18 protein-coding genes are annotated in these 16,996 nt (G+C 71.4%); 9 read left to right on the plus strand and 9 right to left on the minus strand.

All coding sequences use genetic code 11. From position 1 onward, the window contains the following. The first annotated feature begins 109 nt into the window (after positions 1 to 109). From ACZ4UV_RS36225 to ACZ4UV_RS36250, 6 genes are all read left to right on the plus strand, one after another. Positions 110 to 325 carry a hypothetical protein gene (locus ACZ4UV_RS36225; RefSeq protein ID WP_351489231.1) on the plus strand — a complete coding sequence of 72 codons (216 nt, stop codon included), beginning with the start codon at positions 110 to 112 and terminating at the stop codon, positions 323 to 325. Between the two features lie 75 nt (positions 326 to 400). Next, the gene (locus ACZ4UV_RS36230) at positions 401 to 619 is read left to right on the plus strand and encodes a hypothetical protein (RefSeq protein WP_351489233.1); all 219 of its coding nucleotides are present in this window, start codon (positions 401 to 403) and stop codon (positions 617 to 619) included. 88 nt (positions 620 to 707) lie between these two features. After that, entirely contained in the window at positions 708 to 2,618 is a 1,911-nt protein-coding gene (locus ACZ4UV_RS36235) for a zinc metalloprotease (RefSeq protein ID WP_451021923.1), read from the plus strand. Between the two features lie 156 nt (positions 2,619 to 2,774). Beyond that, positions 2,775 to 3,449: a glycoside hydrolase family 18 protein gene (locus tag ACZ4UV_RS36240; RefSeq protein WP_351489237.1), complete on the plus strand. Its 675-nt coding sequence runs from the start codon at positions 2,775 to 2,777 to the stop codon at positions 3,447 to 3,449. 213 nt (positions 3,450 to 3,662) lie between these two features. After that, entirely contained in the window at positions 3,663 to 4,841 is a 1,179-nt protein-coding gene (locus tag ACZ4UV_RS36245) for a 4-hydroxybenzoate 3-monooxygenase (protein ID WP_451021505.1), read from the plus strand. Between the two features lie 195 nt (positions 4,842 to 5,036). Beyond that, positions 5,037 to 5,918: a Bax inhibitor-1/YccA family protein gene (locus ACZ4UV_RS36250; protein WP_467843759.1), complete on the plus strand. Its 882-nt coding sequence runs from the start codon at positions 5,037 to 5,039 to the stop codon at positions 5,916 to 5,918. A 73-nt stretch (positions 5,919 to 5,991) separates the two neighbouring features. Here ACZ4UV_RS36250 and ACZ4UV_RS36255 read toward each other — a convergent pair whose 3' ends face one another. Then, positions 5,992 to 6,222 carry a DUF4287 domain-containing protein gene (locus ACZ4UV_RS36255; protein WP_093502087.1) on the minus strand — a complete coding sequence of 77 codons (231 nt, stop codon included), beginning with the start codon at positions 6,220 to 6,222 and terminating at the stop codon, positions 5,992 to 5,994. A 137-nt stretch (positions 6,223 to 6,359) separates the two neighbouring features. On the opposite strand from ACZ4UV_RS36255, the gene ACZ4UV_RS36260 reads away from it, so the two are divergent. Next, positions 6,360 to 6,671: a hypothetical protein gene (locus ACZ4UV_RS36260; RefSeq protein WP_293994137.1), complete on the plus strand. Its 312-nt coding sequence runs from the start codon at positions 6,360 to 6,362 to the stop codon at positions 6,669 to 6,671. A 145-nt stretch (positions 6,672 to 6,816) separates the two neighbouring features. Here ACZ4UV_RS36260 and ACZ4UV_RS36265 read toward each other — a convergent pair whose 3' ends face one another. The 3 genes from ACZ4UV_RS36265 to ACZ4UV_RS36275 all read right to left on the minus strand — a co-directional run bounded on the left by ACZ4UV_RS36265 (position 6,817) and on the right by ACZ4UV_RS36275 (position 10,435). Then, positions 6,817 to 7,599, minus strand: a complete 783-nt coding sequence (locus ACZ4UV_RS36265; RefSeq protein WP_390047020.1) for a hypothetical protein — start codon at positions 7,597 to 7,599, stop codon at positions 6,817 to 6,819. Between the two features lie 296 nt (positions 7,600 to 7,895). Next, on the minus strand, positions 7,896 to 9,116 hold the full coding sequence (locus ACZ4UV_RS36270) for an acetyl-CoA C-acetyltransferase (protein WP_390047022.1): 1,221 nt from the start codon (positions 9,114 to 9,116) through the stop codon (positions 7,896 to 7,898). 239 nt (positions 9,117 to 9,355) lie between these two features. Then, positions 9,356 to 10,435, minus strand: a complete 1,080-nt coding sequence (locus tag ACZ4UV_RS36275) for an SGNH/GDSL hydrolase family protein (protein WP_467843765.1) — start codon at positions 10,433 to 10,435, stop codon at positions 9,356 to 9,358. A 150-nt stretch (positions 10,436 to 10,585) separates the two neighbouring features. On the opposite strand from ACZ4UV_RS36275, the gene ACZ4UV_RS36280 reads away from it, so the two are divergent. Further along, the gene (locus ACZ4UV_RS36280; RefSeq protein WP_351489255.1) at positions 10,586 to 11,977 is read left to right on the plus strand and encodes a cystathionine beta-synthase; all 1,392 of its coding nucleotides are present in this window, start codon (positions 10,586 to 10,588) and stop codon (positions 11,975 to 11,977) included. Between the two features lie 343 nt (positions 11,978 to 12,320). Here the strand turns inward: ACZ4UV_RS36280 and ACZ4UV_RS36285 are convergent, their stop codons facing one another. Then, positions 12,321 to 13,175: a helix-turn-helix transcriptional regulator gene (locus tag ACZ4UV_RS36285; protein ID WP_467843768.1), complete on the minus strand. Its 855-nt coding sequence runs from the start codon at positions 13,173 to 13,175 to the stop codon at positions 12,321 to 12,323. Between the two features lie 146 nt (positions 13,176 to 13,321). On the opposite strand from ACZ4UV_RS36285, the gene ACZ4UV_RS36290 reads away from it, so the two are divergent. After that, a complete protein-coding gene (locus tag ACZ4UV_RS36290) occupies positions 13,322 to 14,083 on the plus strand; it encodes an SDR family oxidoreductase (RefSeq protein WP_451016167.1) in 762 nt (253 codons plus the stop codon). A gap of 53 nt (positions 14,084 to 14,136) precedes the next feature. Here ACZ4UV_RS36290 and ACZ4UV_RS36295 read toward each other — a convergent pair whose 3' ends face one another. From ACZ4UV_RS36295 to ACZ4UV_RS36310, 4 genes are all read right to left on the minus strand, one after another. Continuing rightward, positions 14,137 to 14,550, minus strand: coding sequence for a hypothetical protein (locus ACZ4UV_RS36295; protein WP_351489262.1), 414 nt, complete (start codon positions 14,548 to 14,550; stop codon positions 14,137 to 14,139). Between the two features lie 72 nt (positions 14,551 to 14,622). Continuing rightward, positions 14,623 to 15,246, minus strand: a complete 624-nt coding sequence (locus ACZ4UV_RS36300; protein ID WP_451016166.1) for a carbonic anhydrase — start codon at positions 15,244 to 15,246, stop codon at positions 14,623 to 14,625. 145 nt (positions 15,247 to 15,391) lie between these two features. Continuing rightward, positions 15,392 to 16,321, minus strand: a complete 930-nt coding sequence (locus tag ACZ4UV_RS36305) for an ABC transporter substrate-binding protein (RefSeq protein ID WP_388922637.1) — start codon at positions 16,319 to 16,321, stop codon at positions 15,392 to 15,394. A gap of 11 nt (positions 16,322 to 16,332) precedes the next feature. Further along, the gene (locus ACZ4UV_RS36310; RefSeq protein ID WP_390047031.1) at positions 16,333 to 16,995 is read right to left on the minus strand and encodes an ABC transporter permease; all 663 of its coding nucleotides are present in this window, start codon (positions 16,993 to 16,995) and stop codon (positions 16,333 to 16,335) included. Between the last annotated feature and the right edge of the window lies 1 nt (position 16,996).

A 16,996-nucleotide genomic window follows, 5' to 3' on the forward strand; every position in this document is an offset into this window, starting at 1 on the left:
CCGTAGTGTCCAATCTCGTTGGACAGCACGTCCGACCAGATTGGACAGAGTCCGGGGGGAACCTGACTCGATCCGATCGGAAATGTCTATCCCTGAGGGGGAAAAGATCATGATGGATGCCCATGAGCTCGAGGCCGAGTCCGCGGAGCTGCTGCCGGGCCGTGAGGCCCTGGGCCGGCTGAAGTTCGGCTTCGGCAAGACGGTCAACGTCACCAAGCACATCGCGAACATCGACGCGTCCAACCAGTCCGCCGCGCTGAACGACCACTCGGCGTGGTCGGTGGCCGACTCCGGCGCCGGTCAGACCATCAGCGTCCACCAGTAGTACCGCCCTGGCGCACGGCGCCGGCACCGAGTTCGACCTCAACCTCACCGCACACGAAACGAAGGGACATCCGTCATGAGCATGGACATGAACGAGCTGGAGAACGAGTCCGCCGAGCTGCTCCCGGGCCGCGAGGCCCTCGGGCGTCTGAAGTTCAGCTTCGGCAAGACGGTCAACGTCACCAAGCACATCGCCAACATCGAGGCGTCCAACCAGTCCGCCGCGCTGAACGACCACTCCGCCTGGTCGGCCGCCGAGTCGTCGGCCTCGCAGACGATCAGCGTCACCCAGTAGTCCCCAGGAGCGCCACCGCCGTCGCCCCGGCGGTGGCGCTCCCGGCAGTTCGGGGGGAACACATCGGGGATCCGGGGGGAGACCACACATGACGGTGCTCGGGGACGGGGCTGCCGCACTCTACGACACGGGCCCGGTGCCCGGACCCGGCGGCTGGCCGGTGACCTACGAGCAGGTGGCGACGGGCAACCTGCCGGTGGTCGACCCGCCGTCGCCGGTCCCGAGGCTCAGCGCGGGGCTGCAGCTGCACGGTGAGTACCAGGGGTCGGGATTCACCGAGCCCAAGTACATCGCCCGTCGGGGGGACGGGCAGGTCGTGCAGCTGTCCAGACTGCTGTACCTGGTGGCGTCGTCGGTCGACGGCGTCCGCGATGCCGAGGCCATCGCCCACCGGGTCAGCGCCCGCTTCGGACGCGAGGTCAGCGGGGAGAACATCCGCTACCTCGTCGAGAAGAAGCTGGAACCGCTGGGCGTGACGGTCCCGGAGGGCCAGGAGGACGACGAGGTCGAGGCCCCGCGCTCCGACCTGCTGCTCGCCCTCAAGGGCCACCGGGTGATCTTCAACGAGCGGCGTACGGCGAAGATCGCGCGTTCGCTGGCGTGGCTGCACCGGCCGGCCGTGGTCGCGCTGGTGCTGGGCTCGGCCGTCGCCATGGACGTCTGGCTGTTCGGGTTCTTCGGAGCGATCGAGCCCGTCCTGGAGGTGCTCGACCAGCCGGTCCTGATCCTCGTCGTCTTCGTGCTCACCGTGGCCTCCCTCGTCTTCCACGAGTTCGGACACGCCTCCGCGTGCAGATACGGAGGAGCCCGCCCCGGCTGCATCGGGTGCGGGCTCTTCCTCATCTGGCCCTCGATGTACACCGACGTCACCGACGTCTACCGGATCGGACGGGGCGGCCGGCTCCGCACCGACCTGGGCGGCGTCTACTTCAACGTCGTCTTCATGCTGGCCATGGCCGGCGCCTACTTCGCCACCGGGGCCCAGTTCTTCCTGGCCGCGGTGTATCTCGGGCACTTCGAGATCATGGAACAGCTGATGCCGGCCGTGCGGCTGGACGGCTACTACATCCTCGGCGACCTGGCCGGGGTCCCGGACCTGTACGGCAAGATCAAGCCGATCCTGCTGGGCCTGGTGCCGGGGCCGAGGGGGGACCGGGCCCGTGAGGAGGTCGCCGGGCTGAAGAAGTCGGCGCGGGCCATCGTCGCCACCTGGGTGCTGACGATGGTCCCGCTGATCATCGGCGAACTCGGGTACGCGCTGTGGAACCTGCCGCGCATCCTCACCACGATGACCCGCTCGCTGACCGAGCAACTCCTCGGCACCGGCGGCGCGTTCGTGCACGGTCAGGTGGTCGAGGGGCTGGTCGGGACGATCGGCTGCGTGATGCTGCTGTGCCCGATGGCCGGTGTCGTCTACCTGTCCGTGAAGATCGGCGGCCGGATCTTCCGGGCCGCGCAGCGCTCCACGGCGGGCCGGCCGAAGCTCCGGCTGGCGATCTGCGCCCTCGCCCTCGCCGGGCTCACCGGGCTCAGCTACGCCTGGATGTCCGGGGTGACCCCGAAGCCGCTGCCCAAGCAGCCGCCGATCGCCCCGATCCTCCAGCCGGGGGTGCCGACCGAGGAACCGCCGCCGGCACGGCAGGCCTCGACCCCGGACCGGCCGGCGGACTCCGGTGCCCCCTCGGACACCGTGCCCGGCGGGCCGTCCGGCTCGGCCGGAGCGAGCGCCGGGCCCTCGGCAGGGGAGACGTCGCGCGGCGCGTCCGCCTCCGCGTCGCCCTCCGCCTCGGTGCCGGGCAGCCCCGGGAAGGGCGGACCCACCAGGTCGCAGGCGCCGGCCAGCGGGGGACCGGTCACCGAACCGGTGTCCTCGCCGCCGGAGAGCGTGCCGGCCTCGCCGACACCCACTCCGTCGGAGAGCGTCCCGGCCTCCCCGACCCCCAGCCCGTCCCCGCCGCCGGCCACCGACTCGGCGACCCCGGCCCCGGCCACGTCCTGACGCCAGGCCACGTCCTGACGGCGGGCCCCGGCTGACACCGGGCCCCGGCCTGACCGCAGGCCCCGGCCACGCCCGGCCGCCAGGCTGACCGGCCACGTCCTGACGAGCGGCCCCAGAACCACCTTCCGCAGCAGTACAGGAGCACAGGAGCACTCCATGAGCAGTCACCGAAAAACCCGTACCACCCCAGGTCCGCTCACCCGGCGGGCCGTCCGGATCGGCCTGTTCGCCGCCGGGGTCGCCGGGGCGGCCACCGCCGTACCCGCGCAGGCGGCCACCGCGGCCCCGCACGCCGCGGTCGTCTCCGACCACGTCTTCAGCCACGCCGACCGCGGGCACCACACCCAGATCAGGGACTCCTTCACGATCCGCCAGTTCGGCACGGTGAACGCCGCCGCCGTCCGCAACCAGGCCAACGCCGTCTCGGCCGGCTGCTCGGCGGACGACCACTGCCGCTCGGTGGCCCTCTCCTTCCAGATCGTCACGATCGGCGGGGAGCACACCCACCTGAACGCCGTGAACCTCAGCGACGCCGCCAACAAGGAGTGCACGGGCTGTCAGACCCTCGCCGGGGCCTACCAGTTCGTGGTCTCCACGCCGACCGCGCTGCGCTTCGACAGGGCCACCCAGGACAGGCTCGCCGACATCCACCGCCGGCTCGACGCGCTGACCCGCTCCACGCTGCCCGCCGACGAACTGCGCTCGAAGGCCGACGGGCTCGCCGCCGAGGTCACCGCCGTCCTGCACGACGCGGTCGCGAACGCCCCGAAGGGCGACCCGCAGAAGGACGTCACGCTCCACCGTCACCTGGACGGCTGGCCGGGTCGCTGACCCGTCCCGCAGTCCCGCACACCGGCCGCCGGGCCCGCGACCGCCTTCCGCGGGCCCGGCGGCCGGCCGCGTTCCGGGACCCGCTTCCCGCCATTGACAGGGGACACCACCGGACGGAGACTCGGGATCGGAAGGTGAAGGAAATTTCACCAGACGAACAATCTACTCTCGGAACCCCGGGCGACGACGCCCGTCCACGGAAGGGAACGACCGATGCGCACCACCGTCGGCATCATCGGAGCCGGACCCGCCGGGCTCCTCCTCGCGCGGCTGCTGCACAACGCGGGCATCGACTCGGTCGTCCTGGAGAGCCGCGACCGCTCCTACGTCGAGCACCGCCAGCGCGCCGGGATCCTGGAGCAGGGCACGGTGGACGTGCTGCGCGCGGCCGGCGCCGGGGAGCGCATGGACCGCGAGGGCCTGCGCCACGACGGCATCGAGCTGCGGTTCGCGAAGCAGCGCCACCGCGTCGACTTCCCCGGCCTCACCGGCGGCCGGTCCGTGATGGTCTACGCCCAGACCGAGGTCTGCAAGGACCTCATCGCCCTCCAGCTCAAGGAGGGCGGCCCGCTGCTCTTCGAGGCGGAGGCGCTGGCGGTGGAGGACGCCGAGAGCGAGCGGCCGCGGATCCGGTTCCGGCACGAGGGCCGCGAGGACGTCCTGGAGTGCGACTACGTCATCGGGTGCGACGGCTTCTGGGGGGTCGCCCGCACCGCGTTCCCCGAGTCCCTCTCCCGGGTCTTCGAACGGACCTACCCCTACGCCTGGCTGGGCATCCTCGCCGACGTCGCCCCCTCCCACGACGAACTGGTCTACGCCCGCCACGACCGGGGCTTCGCCCTCCTCTCCATGCGCTCCCCGTCCGTCTCCCGCCTCTACCTCCAGGTCCCGGCCGGCACCGACGCCGGGGAGTGGACCGACGAGGCGATCTGGGACGAGCTGGAGCGGCGCTTCGAGACCGACGACGACTGGCGCCTGGAGCGCGGCCCGATCACCCAGAAGTCGGTCACGCCCATGCGGTCGTACGTCCATGAGCCCATGCGGCACGGCCGGGTTCTCCTCGCCGGGGACGCCGCCCACATCGTGCCCCCGACCGGCGCCAAGGGGCTGAACCTGGCGGTGGGCGACGTCGTGACCCTCGCCCACGCCCTGGTCCACGAGCGGGACACGGGCTCGCCCGACCTGCTCGACGCCTACTCGGCGACCTGCCTGCGCCGCGTCTGGCAGGCCGAGCGGTTCTCCTACGACATGACGAGCATGCTCCACCCCGGCCCCGGCGACACCCCCTTCGACGCCCGGCTCCAGCTGGCCCGGCTCGGCCGGATCGCCTCCTCCCGGGCGGCCGAGACCGACCTGGCGGAGGCCTACACCGGCTTCCCGCTGGACGCCTGAGGGATCTCCGGCCGATTCCGGTCGTGTTCCGGCTTCGTCATGGAATGAAGCCCTCCGTGGCCGGGAATCAGGGCTCCGCGTAGCGTGTTGCGCAGCACGGTGAGGGAAAGATCCTCCGCAGGTAGTAGGGTCAGTCTTTTGCCAATCCATTACTCTTGACGCCAAGGCCACGCAGGGTGGCCATGGAGGAGTGAAATGAGGAGCAGCAACCCGGTCTTCTCGCGACGGGGGTTCAGCCGCGACAACGGCTACGCGGGCTTCAACACCGCGCCGCAGGCCGGGTACGCACAGGGCAACCCGTACGCGCAGGGCGGCAACCCGTACGCGCAGAACCCGTACGCGAACAACCCGTACGCCCAGCAGGACCTCCAGCAGGGTGCCCCGCCGCAGGCCCCGGCCACCACCGGCCGGATGACGATGGACGACGTCGTCATGCGCTCGGGCATGACGCTCGGCACGGTCGCCGTCGGCGCCGTCCTCGCCTGGGCGCTGCTGCCGATCTCGGCCACCAGCTACGGCCTGGCCATCGGCTCCGCGATCATCGCGTTCGTCCTGGCCATGATCCAGAGCTTCAAGCGCACCCCGGTGCCCGCGCTGATCCTGGGATACGCCGCCTTCGAGGGTGTCTTCCTCGGCGTCATCAGCGAGATGTACAACAGCCAGTGGAGCGGCGCCCCGTTCCAGGCGGTGCTCGGCACCCTGGCGGTCTCGGCCGCGACACTGCTGGTCTACAAGGCCGGCTGGATCCGCGTCACCGCCCGCTACGCCCGCATCGGCATGGCCATCGCCATCGCCTTCGTGCTGGTCATGGCGGTCAACCTGCTGCTGGTCGCGTTCGGCGTCGCCGACAACGGCGGACTGCGCAGCTTCGGCCCGCTCGGCGCGATCGTCGGCATCATCGCGATCCTGCTCGGCGCGTTCTTCCTGACCCTCGACTTCAAGCAGATCGAGGACGGCATCGCCTACGGCGCCCCGAAGAACGAGGCCTGGCTGGCCGCGTTGGGCCTCACCATGACGCTGGTGTGGATCTACGTCGAGATGCTGCGCCTGGTGGCGATCTTCAGCAGTAACGACTAGCCGCGCGAGACGAGCTGAGAAGGGCCCCGGGGTCGTCACCCCGGGGCCCTTCGCCGTCTGTGTGCGTGCGCGCCTAGAGAAGTTTGCGCGCGGCCCTCCTCAGGTCGTACTCGTGGATCAACGCCTTCGCGTGGCCGTACGCGAGGTTGTGCTCGTGGCGGAGCCAGCTGACCTTTTCCTCGAAGCGGAAGAGGGCCGGGCCTTCGTCGACGGTACGCAGCCAGTCGGACACTTCACGACCGGTGCAGTGGGGGATGCGGGCGAGCATGTTGCGATGGGTCTCCTCGGAGAAGACTTGGGACATCGGCGCCTCCGGTGCGCAAAGGGGGTTGTAGCCGGTCCTTCACGTCACCGTGCCTGAGTGTTGGCGTGTTGGCAACAGTCGTGACAGGACAGCCGGGTCCTGCCGGGAGAGCCGACGGGAGGCGTTACGCTCGCGGCGTGGTTGATACGACGCCTCTTACCCGTGCAGTGGAGCATTTCGCCGACAAGCTGAGGGCGGCACCGCAGAGCCGGTTGCAGAGGGGGGCCGCCGCGGAGGCGCTGGGGCTGGCGCGGGAGTTGGCCCGGTGGGCGCAGGCCGTCGAGGAGCCGGGCGCCGAGAGCCGGGAGATGCCGGACGCCGGGATGTTCGCGGTGGCCGACCAGATCACGGTGGCCGGTAACGACTTGGCGGTGGTGCTGAAGAACGAGGCCGAGGTGGGGGATGCGGTGCGGCTGGTGGAGGAGGCGCAGAAGAGGGCGGGGGTGTGAGGCGCCGTGCGTTGCCGGGTGCGGGTGCGTGGGGCTTCTCGCGCAGTTCCCCGCGCCCCTGAAGGGGCGCTCACGCTGACGCCCGTCTTTGGGGCGCGGGGAACTGCGCGAGAAGCCACGACGGCGCCGCACCCGACAACGCACCTCAGAGCGACGCGATGACCCGGTCCGCCAGGATGTACACGTTCTCCTCGCCGCACGCGAACGTCAGCGTGTAGGCGCCGGAGATCCCCGACCCGCCCAGCAGGTACGGCGTCTCACCGGCGCCCAGGGCGGCAGCCAACCGCTCCGCCGTCTCCCGGTGCCCCGGCGTCATGCACAGGGTCGTGCCGTCGGCGAAGACGTAGACGTCCAGCGTGCCCAGCGGGCCCGGGCGGACGTCGGAGAGCTCGACCTGGGACTCGGCCAGCTGCTCCAGCGTCGCGACCGTGCGCTCATGGTCGTTCACCACCGGCGACTGCACCGGTACGAAGTCCGGGTGGGACGGGTGACGGCGGCGGGCCGCCGCCAGTTCCGCGGACTCCCCGGTGAACTCGTCGGCCTCCGCCGTCGGCTCGGCGACCGGCTCCAGCCCCACGAAGTCCGTCTGCCGGGGCAGGAACGGCTCGCCGTCCGCCAGGCCCAGCAGCGACGGCGCGTCGGAGGCGTCACGCGCCTCCTGCGCGGCCCAGAAGGCCCGTGCCTCGGCCAGCTCCCGCTCCCGCTCCTCGGCCAGCGCCTCCGCCACGGCGGCGCGTATCTCCTCGGCGTCGGCATGGCTGCGAGCCGCCGGCATGAGGGCGCGCAGGGTCGCGGCCTGGTTCTGGGCAAGCTGGGTGTGCAGCTCGGCGACCTGACGGCGCAGCTTCAGTACGGTGCGCAGGACGGCGACGCCCACGGCGCCCGTGGCGGCCGTGGTGAGCAGCAAGGCGATCGGCATGGCGCTCACTGACGTACTCCCGGTTCAAAGTCGACCCCCCGACTTCCTACATCAGCTTGAAGGGTGGACTATCAAGCTGTCAGTGCGTAACGTCACGAAACGGACAGGACTTTGACCCTGGGGTTTGCTTCGGCGGCCACGCTGACCTGCGGTGATATCCCCTCCGAGGGAGATACGTCACATCCTGGGGGAGATTGGATCACAAATCGGCCCGGCGTTCGGGGTTTTCTCGAACACCGGGCCGCGGTGTCACGGTGGGTCCCGTGACGGTCACTCAGGGGTGACCGGGGGTCGTGCGGTGGGGCTCAGCTGAGGCGCTCGATGACCATCGCCATGCCCTGGCCGCCGCCGACGCACATCGTCTCCAGACCGAACTGCTTGTCGTGGAACTGGAGCGAGTTGATGAGCGTGCCGGTGATGCGGGCGCCGGTCATGCCGAAGGGGTGGCCGACGGCGATGGCGCCGCCGTTCACGTTCAGCTTCTCCAGCGGGATGTTCAGGTCGCGGTAGGAGGGGATCACCTGCGCGGCGAACGCCTCGTTGATCTCGACCAGGTCGATGTCGTCGATGGTCAGGCCGGCGCGCTGCAGCGCCTGCTTGCTCGCCTCCACCGGGCCGAGGCCCATGATCTCGGGGGAGAGGCCGGTGACGCCGGTCGACACGATGCGGGCGAGCGGGGTCAGGCCCAGCTCGCGGGCCTTGGTGTCGCTCATGATGACGACCGCGGCGGCGCCGTCGTTGAGCGGGCAGCAGTTGCCGGCGGTGACCAGGCCGTCGGGGCGGAAGACCGGCTTCAGGCCCGCGACGCCCTCCAGTGTGACGCCGGCGCGCGGGCCGTCGTCCTTGCTGACGACCGTGCCGTCGGGGAGGGTGACCGGGGTGATCTCGCGCTCCCAGAAGCCGTTCTTGATGGCTTCCTCGGCGAGGTTCTGGGAGCGGACGCCGAACTCGTCCATGTCCTGGCGGGTGACGCCCTTGATGCGGGCCAGGTTCTCGGCGGTCTGGCCCATCGCGATGTACGGGTCGGGGAGCAGGTCGTCCTCGCGCGGGTCGTGCCAGGTGGAGCCGGTCGACGCGGCGGTGGCGGCGGTACGGGCCTGGGCCTCGTCGAAGATCGGGTTCGTGGTGCCCGGGAGGCCGTCGGAGCTGCCCTTGGCGTAACGGGAGACCATCTCGACACCGGCCGAGATGAAGACGTCGCCCTCACCGGCCTTGATCGCGTGCAGCGCCATGCGGCTCGTCTGCAGCGACGAGGAACAGTAACGGGTGATCGTGGTGCCGGGCAGGTAGTCCATGCCCATCTGCACGGCGACGATCCGGCCGAGGTTGTAGCCCTGCTCGCCGCCGGGGAGGCCGCAGCCGAGCATCAGGTCGTCGATGTCCCTGGGGTCCAGCTCGGGGACCTTGGCGAGGGCGGCCTGGATGATCGTCGCGGTGAGGTCGTCGGGGCGCAGGTCCTTGAGGGAGCCCTTGACGGCGCGGCCGATCGGGGAACGGGCGGTCGAGACGATGACGGCTTCGGGCATCTCACGGCTCCATTGGCGTACGGGGGTTGACAGGGGTGCTTGGGAAGTTACCCGTACGTATGTCATCGGTCACCGGTGTCGGGGTGTGACACTGGCCGCACTTTCTAAGCGCTTGCTTTTTGGGGTGCCGAGGGGAAGTGGGGTCCGTGCGGGTGCGTGGGGGTTGCTCGCGCAGTTCCCCGCGCCCCTTACGGGGCGCTGCCCAGCCGCTCCTTTTCAGCGGCACCTTGCGAGCGCCGCTAAGCGCCCCCCGGCCCACCGGCGCCCTGGTCGGTCGTACCCGCCCTGGACCTCGCCTCTTCGGAAGCCTGGTCGGACGGGAGTGGCTCCACCTGCTGGCGCCGGCGGCGTTTGAGCAGGGCCCACGGTCCCCGCGGCCCGGTCGGCATCGCCGCCGTGACCTCCGTGCCGGCCTCGGCCGCCGCCTCCGCCGCGGCCCGGGCGACCGGCAGGAAGCCCTCGCGGCGGGTGACGTCGGGCCGCTCCTCCTCCGCCGGCCAGAGGCCGAGGGCCGCGCAGACCGTCGGCAGCACCGCCATCGCCGCCGTGGCGTAGCCCTCCGCCGAGGGGTGGAAGTTGTCGGGGCCGAACAGCTCGCGCGGGTTGGCCGCGAACTCGGGGCCGAGCAGGTCGCCCAGCGACACCGTGCGGCCGCCCTGCTCCACCGTCCCGATCGTCTGGGCCGCCGCCAGCTGCCGGGACGCCCGCCGGGCCAGCCAGCGCAGCGGCTGTCGTACCGGCTCGATCGTGCCCAGGTCGGGGCAGGTGCCGACCACGACCTCGGCCCCCGCCGTGCGCAGCCGGCGGACGGCCGCCGAGAGGTGACGTACCGAGCGGGTCGGCGGCATGCGGCGGGTGACGTCGTTGGCGCCGATCATGATCACGCAGACGTCGGGGACGGGCGAGGCCGTGCCCAGCACCAGGGCGACCTGGCGGTCCAGGTCGTCGGACTGGGCCCCGGGCAGCGCCACGTTGCTGAGCTGCACCGGGCGTTCCGCGACCGCGGCGAGGCCGGACGCCAGCAGCGCGCCCGGCGTCTGGGCGGCGCGGTGCACACCCTGCCCGGCCGCCGTGGAGTCGCCCAGCATGGTCAGGCGGATGGGCGGCTCACCGCAGGCGTCGTACCCTTCGCCGTAACGGCCGTCCGCCATCGGCACCCGGCCACCGCTGTTGCCGTTGTGCACCGCCGTCCTGGCCATCCGCACCTCGGCCAGCACCAGGCCCACCGCGGCCGCGCCGACCAGCCCGACCCCGCCACCGCCGTACGCCGCCCCGGCTGCGATCCGCCGGGCCACCCGCGCCCTCGACATGTTCGTCATGCGTCGCCGCCACCTCCTCGTTGCCGCTCATCCACTCCTTGCCCCGTACAGCCCGTGCGTCAATCTCAACGGGGAGTGAACCTCCGGAGCGGGGCCGTAGGCTGGCCACACCACTAGGACCACACCTTTTGCAAGCAACCGGAGACAACGGTGCGATTCCACGACTCGATGATCAGCCTCGTCGGCAACACCCCGCTGGTGAGACTCAACAGCGTCACCCAGGGCATCCAGGCCACCGTGCTCGCCAAGGTCGAGTACTTCAACCCGGGCGGTTCCGTGAAGGACCGCATCGCGCTGCGGATGATCGAGGCCGCCGAGAAGAGCGGGGAACTGCAGCCCGGTGGCACCATCGTCGAGCCGACCAGCGGGAACACCGGCGTGGGGCTGGCGATCGTGGCCCAGCAGAAGGGGTACAAGTGCATCTTCGTGTGCCCCGACAAGGTGAGCACCGACAAGATCAACGTGCTGCGGGCGTACGGCGCCGAGGTCGTCGTCTGCCCCACCGCCGTCGACCCGGAGCACCCGGACTCGTACTACAACGTCTCCGACCGGCTGGTCCGCGAGACGCCCGGCGCGTGGAAGCCGGACCAGTACTCCAACCCGAACAACCCCCTTTCGCACTATCACTCGACCGGCCCTGAGCTGTGGGAGCAGACGGAGGGGAAGATCACCCATTTCGTGGCGGGCGTGGGGACCGGCGGCACCATCTCCGGCACCGGGCGCTACCTGAAGGACGTCAGTGACGGCCGCGTGCAGGTCGTCGGCGCCGACCCGGAGGGGTCCGTGTACTCCGGCGGCTCCGGGCGGCCGTACCTCGTCGAGGGTGTCGGCGAGGACTTCTGGCCCACCGCCTACGACCGGACCGTCGCCGACGAGATCGTCGCCGTGTCGGACAAGGACTCCTTCCAGATGACCCGGCGGCTGGCCAAGGAGGAGGGCCTGCTCGTCGGCGGCTCCTGCGGCATGGCCGTCGTGGCCGCGCTCCGGGTGGCCGAGCGGCTCGGCCCGGACGACGTCGTGGTCGTGCTGCTGCCGGACAGCGGCCGCGGCTACCTGAGCAAGATCTTCAACGACGAGTGGATGGCCGACTACGGCTTCCTGGAGGACGAGGGTCCGAGCGCCCGCGTCGGCGACGTGCTCAGCGACAAGGCCGGCGGCTCCATCCCCTCCCTCGTCCACATGCACCCGGACGAAACCGTCGGGCAGGCCATCGAGGTGCTGCGCGAGTACGGCGTCTCGCAGATGCCCGTCGTCAAGCCGGGCGCGGGCCACCCGGACGTGATGGCCGCCGAGGTCGTCGGCTCGGTCGTCGAACGCGAGCTGCTCGACGCGCTGTTCAGCAAGCGCGCCTCCCTGGAGGACCCGCTGGAGAAGCACATGTGCGCCCCGCTGCCCCAGGTCGGCTCCGGCGAGCCGGTCGGGGACCTGATGACGGTGCTGGGCGCGGCCGACGCCGCGATCGTCCTCGTCGAGGGCAAGCCCACCGGTGTGATCAGCCGACAGGACCTGCTGGCCTTTCTCGCCAAGGGCGGCAAGCAGTAGCGAACGTCCGGTGAACGGCCCGTGACCCCGCGGAACTTGCTGTTTCCTGTCCAAGTGGTGGACTTCGCGGAAGTGGTACGAGCGTGTCACGTGCGCGCAGCACCCGCTTAACACGGGTCCGGCAGATTAGTGGGTGTCGGCAGGGCGGGAGCGGCTCCCCGCCTCGGCCGACACCGAACGTCCAAGGACCTCCGGAGCGGCTCCCGGACCTCCATGGACGCCCGGACGTGAGACCCGGCCCTGACCCGGTCCACGTCCCTCGCGGGGACCGCCGTCGTCCCGCCCCCCGTTCACGGGGGTGCGGCGGTCCCCGCGCATTACTTTTCCCGGCTCGCTTCCCGGCTCATGCCGTCGTCGCCCAACTGCCCAGCAGCGCCAGCCGCTCCGCCGTCTCCGAGCCCGGCTCCGGGGTGTACGCCACGATCGTCTGGTCCGGGTCGGTCGGGACCGTGAGGGTCTCGTAGGGGAGGGTCAGCAGGCCCGCCACCGGGTGCTGGATGCGTTTCGTGCCGTACGCGCACTCCTTGACCTCGTGGTCCGCCCACAGCCGGCGGAAGTCCGCGCTCTTGACGGAGAGTTCGCCGACCAGCGCGGCCATGCGGGGGTCGTCGGGGTGTCGGCCCGCGTCGATGCGCAGGTTGGCGACGGTCTGGGCGGCGACGGCGGCCCAGTCCGGGTAGAAGCCCGCGGCCGCCGGATCGAGGAAGACCTGGCGCGGGATGTTCCGCTCGGCCGGGGCCAGGGCGCTGAACCCGTTCACCGCGTCGCCGAGCGCGTTCCAGGCCAGCACGTCCATCCTGCGGCCCAGCACGAACGCGGGCGTCCGTTCCATGCCGTCCAGCAGCAGCTGTACGCCGGGGCGGACCCGGGGGCGGGCCGGGCGTGCGGTGCCGGCCTTCTTGTGCGGCCGGGCGACCGTCAGCAGGTACGCGTGCTCGGTCTCGTCCAGGCGCAGTACCCGGGCGATGGCGTCGAGGACCGCGTCCGAGACTCCCCCAGACTTCGTCCGGGAGGGGCCCCCAGGACCCCTGCCCTGTTCCAGGCGGATGTAGTAGTCGACGCTCACCCCCGCCAGTTGCGCCACCTCCTCGCGGCGCAGGCCCGGTACGCGGCGCCGCCCGTGCGAGGGCAGCCCCACCTCCTCGGGCCGGATGCGGGCGCGGCGCGAGCGCAGGAAGTCTCCGAGTTCCCCGTCCATGGGTTCGATCGTAGGGGAGCGGCGCCCCGCCAACCTGGTTCTGCCAGACCCAGGAAAAGCTCAGCCCTGGGTAGGCCGCCCGGACCCGGCGAGTGTGGAGACACGCCACCGGGGCGGTCCCGGCGGCACTGACCAGGGAGTACCTCATGTCGTACGACAACCTGTCCGGCCGTACCGCCGTCGTCACCGGTGCCGCCAGCGGGATCGGGGCGGCCGTGGCCCTGCGGCTCGCCGAGTCGGGAGCCCGGGTGGCGCTGCTCGCCCGGCGGGCGGACCGGCTGGAGACGGTCGTGGCGAAGATCCGGGCGAACGGCGGGGAGGCCCTCGCCGTCGTCGCCGACGTCACCGACGACGCCTCCGTGCAGGCGGCGGCCGACGCCGTGCAGGCGGCCTACGGGAGCGTCGACCTCGTCGTCAACAACGCCGGCGTCATGCTGCCCAACCCCGTCGACGACGGCCGTATCGACGAGTGGCAGCGCATGCTCGACACCAATGTGACCGGGGTGCTGCGGGTGCTGCGGGCCTTCACCGGGGACCTGGTGGCGGCCGCGGCCGAGGGCCGTACCGCCGATCTCGTCAACGTGTCGTCCATCGGCGCGCACGTCGTCTTCCCCACCTTCGCGGTGTACGGCGCCACCAAGGCTGCCGTCACCTTCCTCTCGCAGGCCCTGCGCGCCGAGTTCGGGCCGCGTGACGTGCGGGTCACCAACGTCGAGCCGGGGCTGACGGACACCGAACTCGGCACGCACATCGACGGCGAGGAGCTGCGCGAGCAGGTGGCGGGCATGTTCGACGGGATGGGCGCACTGGCTGCCGAGGACCTCGCCGACCTGGTCGGCTACGTCGTGAGCCGGCCCCGGAACGTCAACCTGCGGCAGGTCGTGGTCCAGCCGACCCGGCAGGTGTGAGGCGGTCCTGCCCCGGATCCTGCCCCGGATCCTGCCTTGGATCCGGCCCCGGGTCAGTCCTCGTGGTCGCGGTCGGCCCGGTGGAACATGCCGGGGTTGAGGCGGACGGCCTGGGTCATGTTGACGCCGACGATGCCGATCCAGGTGACGATCACGCCCGTCATGCCGCCGAACGCGCCGCTGATCGCCGAGAGCGGGATCGCCAGCACCAGCGACACGATCCCGAAGCCGAAGCGTTCGCCCCAGGAGTCGGTGCCCTTCGGCCTGCGGGCACCACGGGCCGCCTGCATCTGCTGCTCGGCCAGGCCCCGGCGCAGCCGGCGCTCCACCGCGGAGTCGATCCGCTGGTCGATCTTCTCCAGGAAGGAGTCGACCAGTTCCGACTCGTACTCCGGCCCCAGGTCCCTGCGGGCGTGCAGGGTGGCGGCGAGGTCCTTCTTCAGCTCGGTGTCGTGAACGTCCGTCATGGCGTCCACGCTAGGGGCCGCGAGAGCCCGCCGCACTGGGGAAATCCCCCGCATCCGACGGGGGGACCGCCCTCAGGGCAGCAGCGACACCAGCCCGCTGCCGGCGTCGAACCGGGCCGCGACCACCGACGCCCCCGCGAACCCGGAGTCCGCTCGGATCGCGTCCCGCGCCCACACCGTCTGGGCCCGCATGGTGTGCTCGGCCCAGTCGCCGGGCAGCGCCCTGGCGCGGCGGGCGGCCGGTGCGATCTCGTCGACGAGGAGTTCCAGGTGACCGGGGACGGGCGCGCCGGTGCGCAGCCGGGCGAGGGTGGCGGCGACGGCTCCGCAGCCCTCGTGGCCGAGGACCACGACCAGCGGGACGCGCAGTTCCTGCACGCCGTACTGGAGGGAACCGAGCACCGCCTCGTCCAGCACCTGGCCGGCCGTCCTTATGGTGAGCAGGTCGCCGAGGCCCTGGTCGAAGACCAGTTCCGGGGCGGCCGCGGAGTCCACGCAGCCGAGCACCACCGCGAACGGGTGCGGTGCGGCGGCCCGGCGCCGGCGGGCGCGGCCGGTGGCGTACCGCCGGTTGCCCTGGAGCAGTTCGTCGAGGGCCGCGCTCGCCGAGTCGGGGACGACGGCCGCCGGCGAGAGGGCGACGGCCGGCGCGCCGACGGCGGTGGCCGTCGGAAGAGCCCTGGGGTTCGAGGCCATGACGCTTCCTCAGGTGCTGGCGCTGATAGTTCTCATCACTGTACGCGGCGGAAACGTTACGCTCGGTATTGGTTTAATGGCTCTTGGCCTGATCATCGCCCGCACGATACCGACCCGGTCGCGGGTGTCCGGCGGTGTCCGGCGGTCAGGCCAGCCCGTGCTGCTTCGCGTAGGCGGCCGCCACGTCCTCCGGGTCCTTCTTGTCGTTGTCCACCTGGCTGTTGAGCTGGGTGAGCTGCTCGGTGGTGAGGACGTTGCCCAGCCGGGCGAGGGCCTTGCGGACGGTGTCGTCCGCCTTGCGGTCGGCGATCAGCGGGACGATGTGCTGGCTGGGGATCAGGTTCTTCGGGTCGGCCAGCACCACCCAGCCGTTGGCGGCGATGTCGGTGTCGGTGGTGAACAGGTTGGCCACGTCCACGTCGCCCTTCTTCAGTGCGCCCTTGACGAGCGGCCCGTCCGAGTCCAGCGACTTGAACTCCTTGAACTCGACGCCGTACACCTCCTGCAGCCCGACCGCGCCCACCCGGCGCTTCTTCACCTCGGGCGCGGCCCCGATGACCAGCTTGCCGTTCTGCTTGGCGAGGTCGGCGAGGGAGGTCAGGCCGTACTTCTGGGCGGTGGCCCGGGTGACGACGAAGCAGTCGGAGTCGGCGGCCTGCCCGTACGGCAGTACCTGGAGGCCGGCGGGCAGCGCGAGGGTGAGCGCGTTCTGCATGGTGCCCGGCTCGGCGGAGGCGTCCTTGGGTGCGAGGTAGTTGAGGAGGGCGCCCTGGTACTCGGGCAGCAGGTCGATGTCGCCGGCCTTGAGCGCGGGGATCACGATCTCCCGGGTGCCGAGGTTGGGACGGACCTTCACCTTCACGCCGGCCTTCTGGAGCACGGCCGCGTAGAGGTAGCCGAGCACCTGGTTCTCGGTGAAGTTGGCGGTGCCGATGGTGATCCCGCCCTTGCTGGAGCCGCCGCCGGCGGTCGAGCCGCTGCTCTCGTTCAGGGAGGTGATGCCGCTGGAGCAGGCGGCGAGAGCGGGGACGGAGCCGGCGGCGAGCAGGCCACCGAGGAGGGTACGACGGTTCATGGGCGGGTTCCCTAGGCGGTGCGGTGGCGGAAGAGGAAGCGCTGGAGGGTGCTCAGGAGCAGGTCGAGGACGACGGCGACGAGCGCGACCAGTACCGCGCCGCCGAGCACCTGGACGAGGTCGCGCTGGGCGAGCCCGTCGAAGACGTAGCGGCCCAAGCCGCCGAAGGAGACGTAGGCGGCGATGGTGGCCGTGGCCACGACCTGGATGAGCGCGAGGCGCAGGCCCGTCATGATCAGGGGGAGGGCGAGCGGCAACTCGACCTGGAAGAGGACCTGGTGGCCGCGCATGCCCTGGCCTCGGGCCGCGTCGCGGACGTCCGGGTCGACGGCGGTCATGCCGGCGTAGGTGTTGGTGACGATCGCGGGGACCGCGAGGGCGACCAGCGCGACGTACACCGGCAGCATCGACAGGCCGCCCGCGAGGAAGACCAGGACGACCAGGCCGACGGTCGGCAGGGCGCGGCCGAAGGACGCCAGGTTGATGGCGAGGAACGCGCCCTTGCCGGTGTGGCCGATCAGCAGGCCGAGGGGGAGGCCGATCGCGGCCGCGATGAGGGTCGCGAGCAGCGAGTACTGGAGGTGCTCGGCGAGGCGGTGGGCGATGCCGTCCTGCCCGGCCCACTGGGAGCCGCTGGTCAGCCAGGTGCCGAGGTTCTTGAAGAGTTCGAACATG

It is taken from the genome of Streptomyces sp. NPDC028289, assembly GCF_055565975.1.

Bases quoted from the DNA above. Each gene is read 5' to 3' on its own strand.
- ACZ4UV_RS36275 (WP_467843765.1), bottom strand. From the start codon at position 10,435: ATGACGAACATGTCGAGGGCGCGGGTGGCCCGGCGGATCGCAGCCGGG.
- ACZ4UV_RS36290 (WP_451016167.1), top strand. From the start codon at position 13,322: ATGTCGTACGACAACCTGTCCGGCCGTACCGCCGTCGTCACCGGTGCC.
- ACZ4UV_RS36230 (WP_351489233.1), top strand. From the start codon at position 401: ATGAGCATGGACATGAACGAGCTGGAGAACGAGTCCGCCGAGCTGCTC.
- ACZ4UV_RS36225 (WP_351489231.1), top strand. From the start codon at position 110: ATGATGGATGCCCATGAGCTCGAGGCCGAGTCCGCGGAGCTGCTGCCG.
- ACZ4UV_RS36240 (WP_351489237.1), top strand. From the start codon at position 2,775: ATGAGCAGTCACCGAAAAACCCGTACCACCCCAGGTCCGCTCACCCGG.
- ACZ4UV_RS36235 (WP_451021923.1), top strand. From the start codon at position 708: ATGACGGTGCTCGGGGACGGGGCTGCCGCACTCTACGACACGGGCCCG.
- ACZ4UV_RS36295 (WP_351489262.1), bottom strand. From the start codon at position 14,550: ATGACGGACGTTCACGACACCGAGCTGAAGAAGGACCTCGCCGCCACC.
- ACZ4UV_RS36300 (WP_451016166.1), bottom strand. From the start codon at position 15,246: ATGGCCTCGAACCCCAGGGCTCTTCCGACGGCCACCGCCGTCGGCGCG.
- ACZ4UV_RS36245 (WP_451021505.1), top strand. From the start codon at position 3,663: ATGCGCACCACCGTCGGCATCATCGGAGCCGGACCCGCCGGGCTCCTC.
- ACZ4UV_RS36255 (WP_093502087.1), bottom strand. From the start codon at position 6,222: ATGTCCCAAGTCTTCTCCGAGGAGACCCATCGCAACATGCTCGCCCGC.
- ACZ4UV_RS36250 (WP_467843759.1), top strand. From the start codon at position 5,037: ATGAGGAGCAGCAACCCGGTCTTCTCGCGACGGGGGTTCAGCCGCGAC.
- ACZ4UV_RS36270 (WP_390047022.1), bottom strand. From the start codon at position 9,116: ATGCCCGAAGCCGTCATCGTCTCGACCGCCCGTTCCCCGATCGGCCGC.
- ACZ4UV_RS36285 (WP_467843768.1), bottom strand. From the start codon at position 13,175: ATGGACGGGGAACTCGGAGACTTCCTGCGCTCGCGCCGCGCCCGCATC.
- ACZ4UV_RS36310 (WP_390047031.1), bottom strand. From the start codon at position 16,995: ATGTTCGAACTCTTCAAGAACCTCGGCACCTGGCTGACCAGCGGCTCC.
- ACZ4UV_RS36305 (WP_388922637.1), bottom strand. From the start codon at position 16,321: ATGAACCGTCGTACCCTCCTCGGTGGCCTGCTCGCCGCCGGCTCCGTC.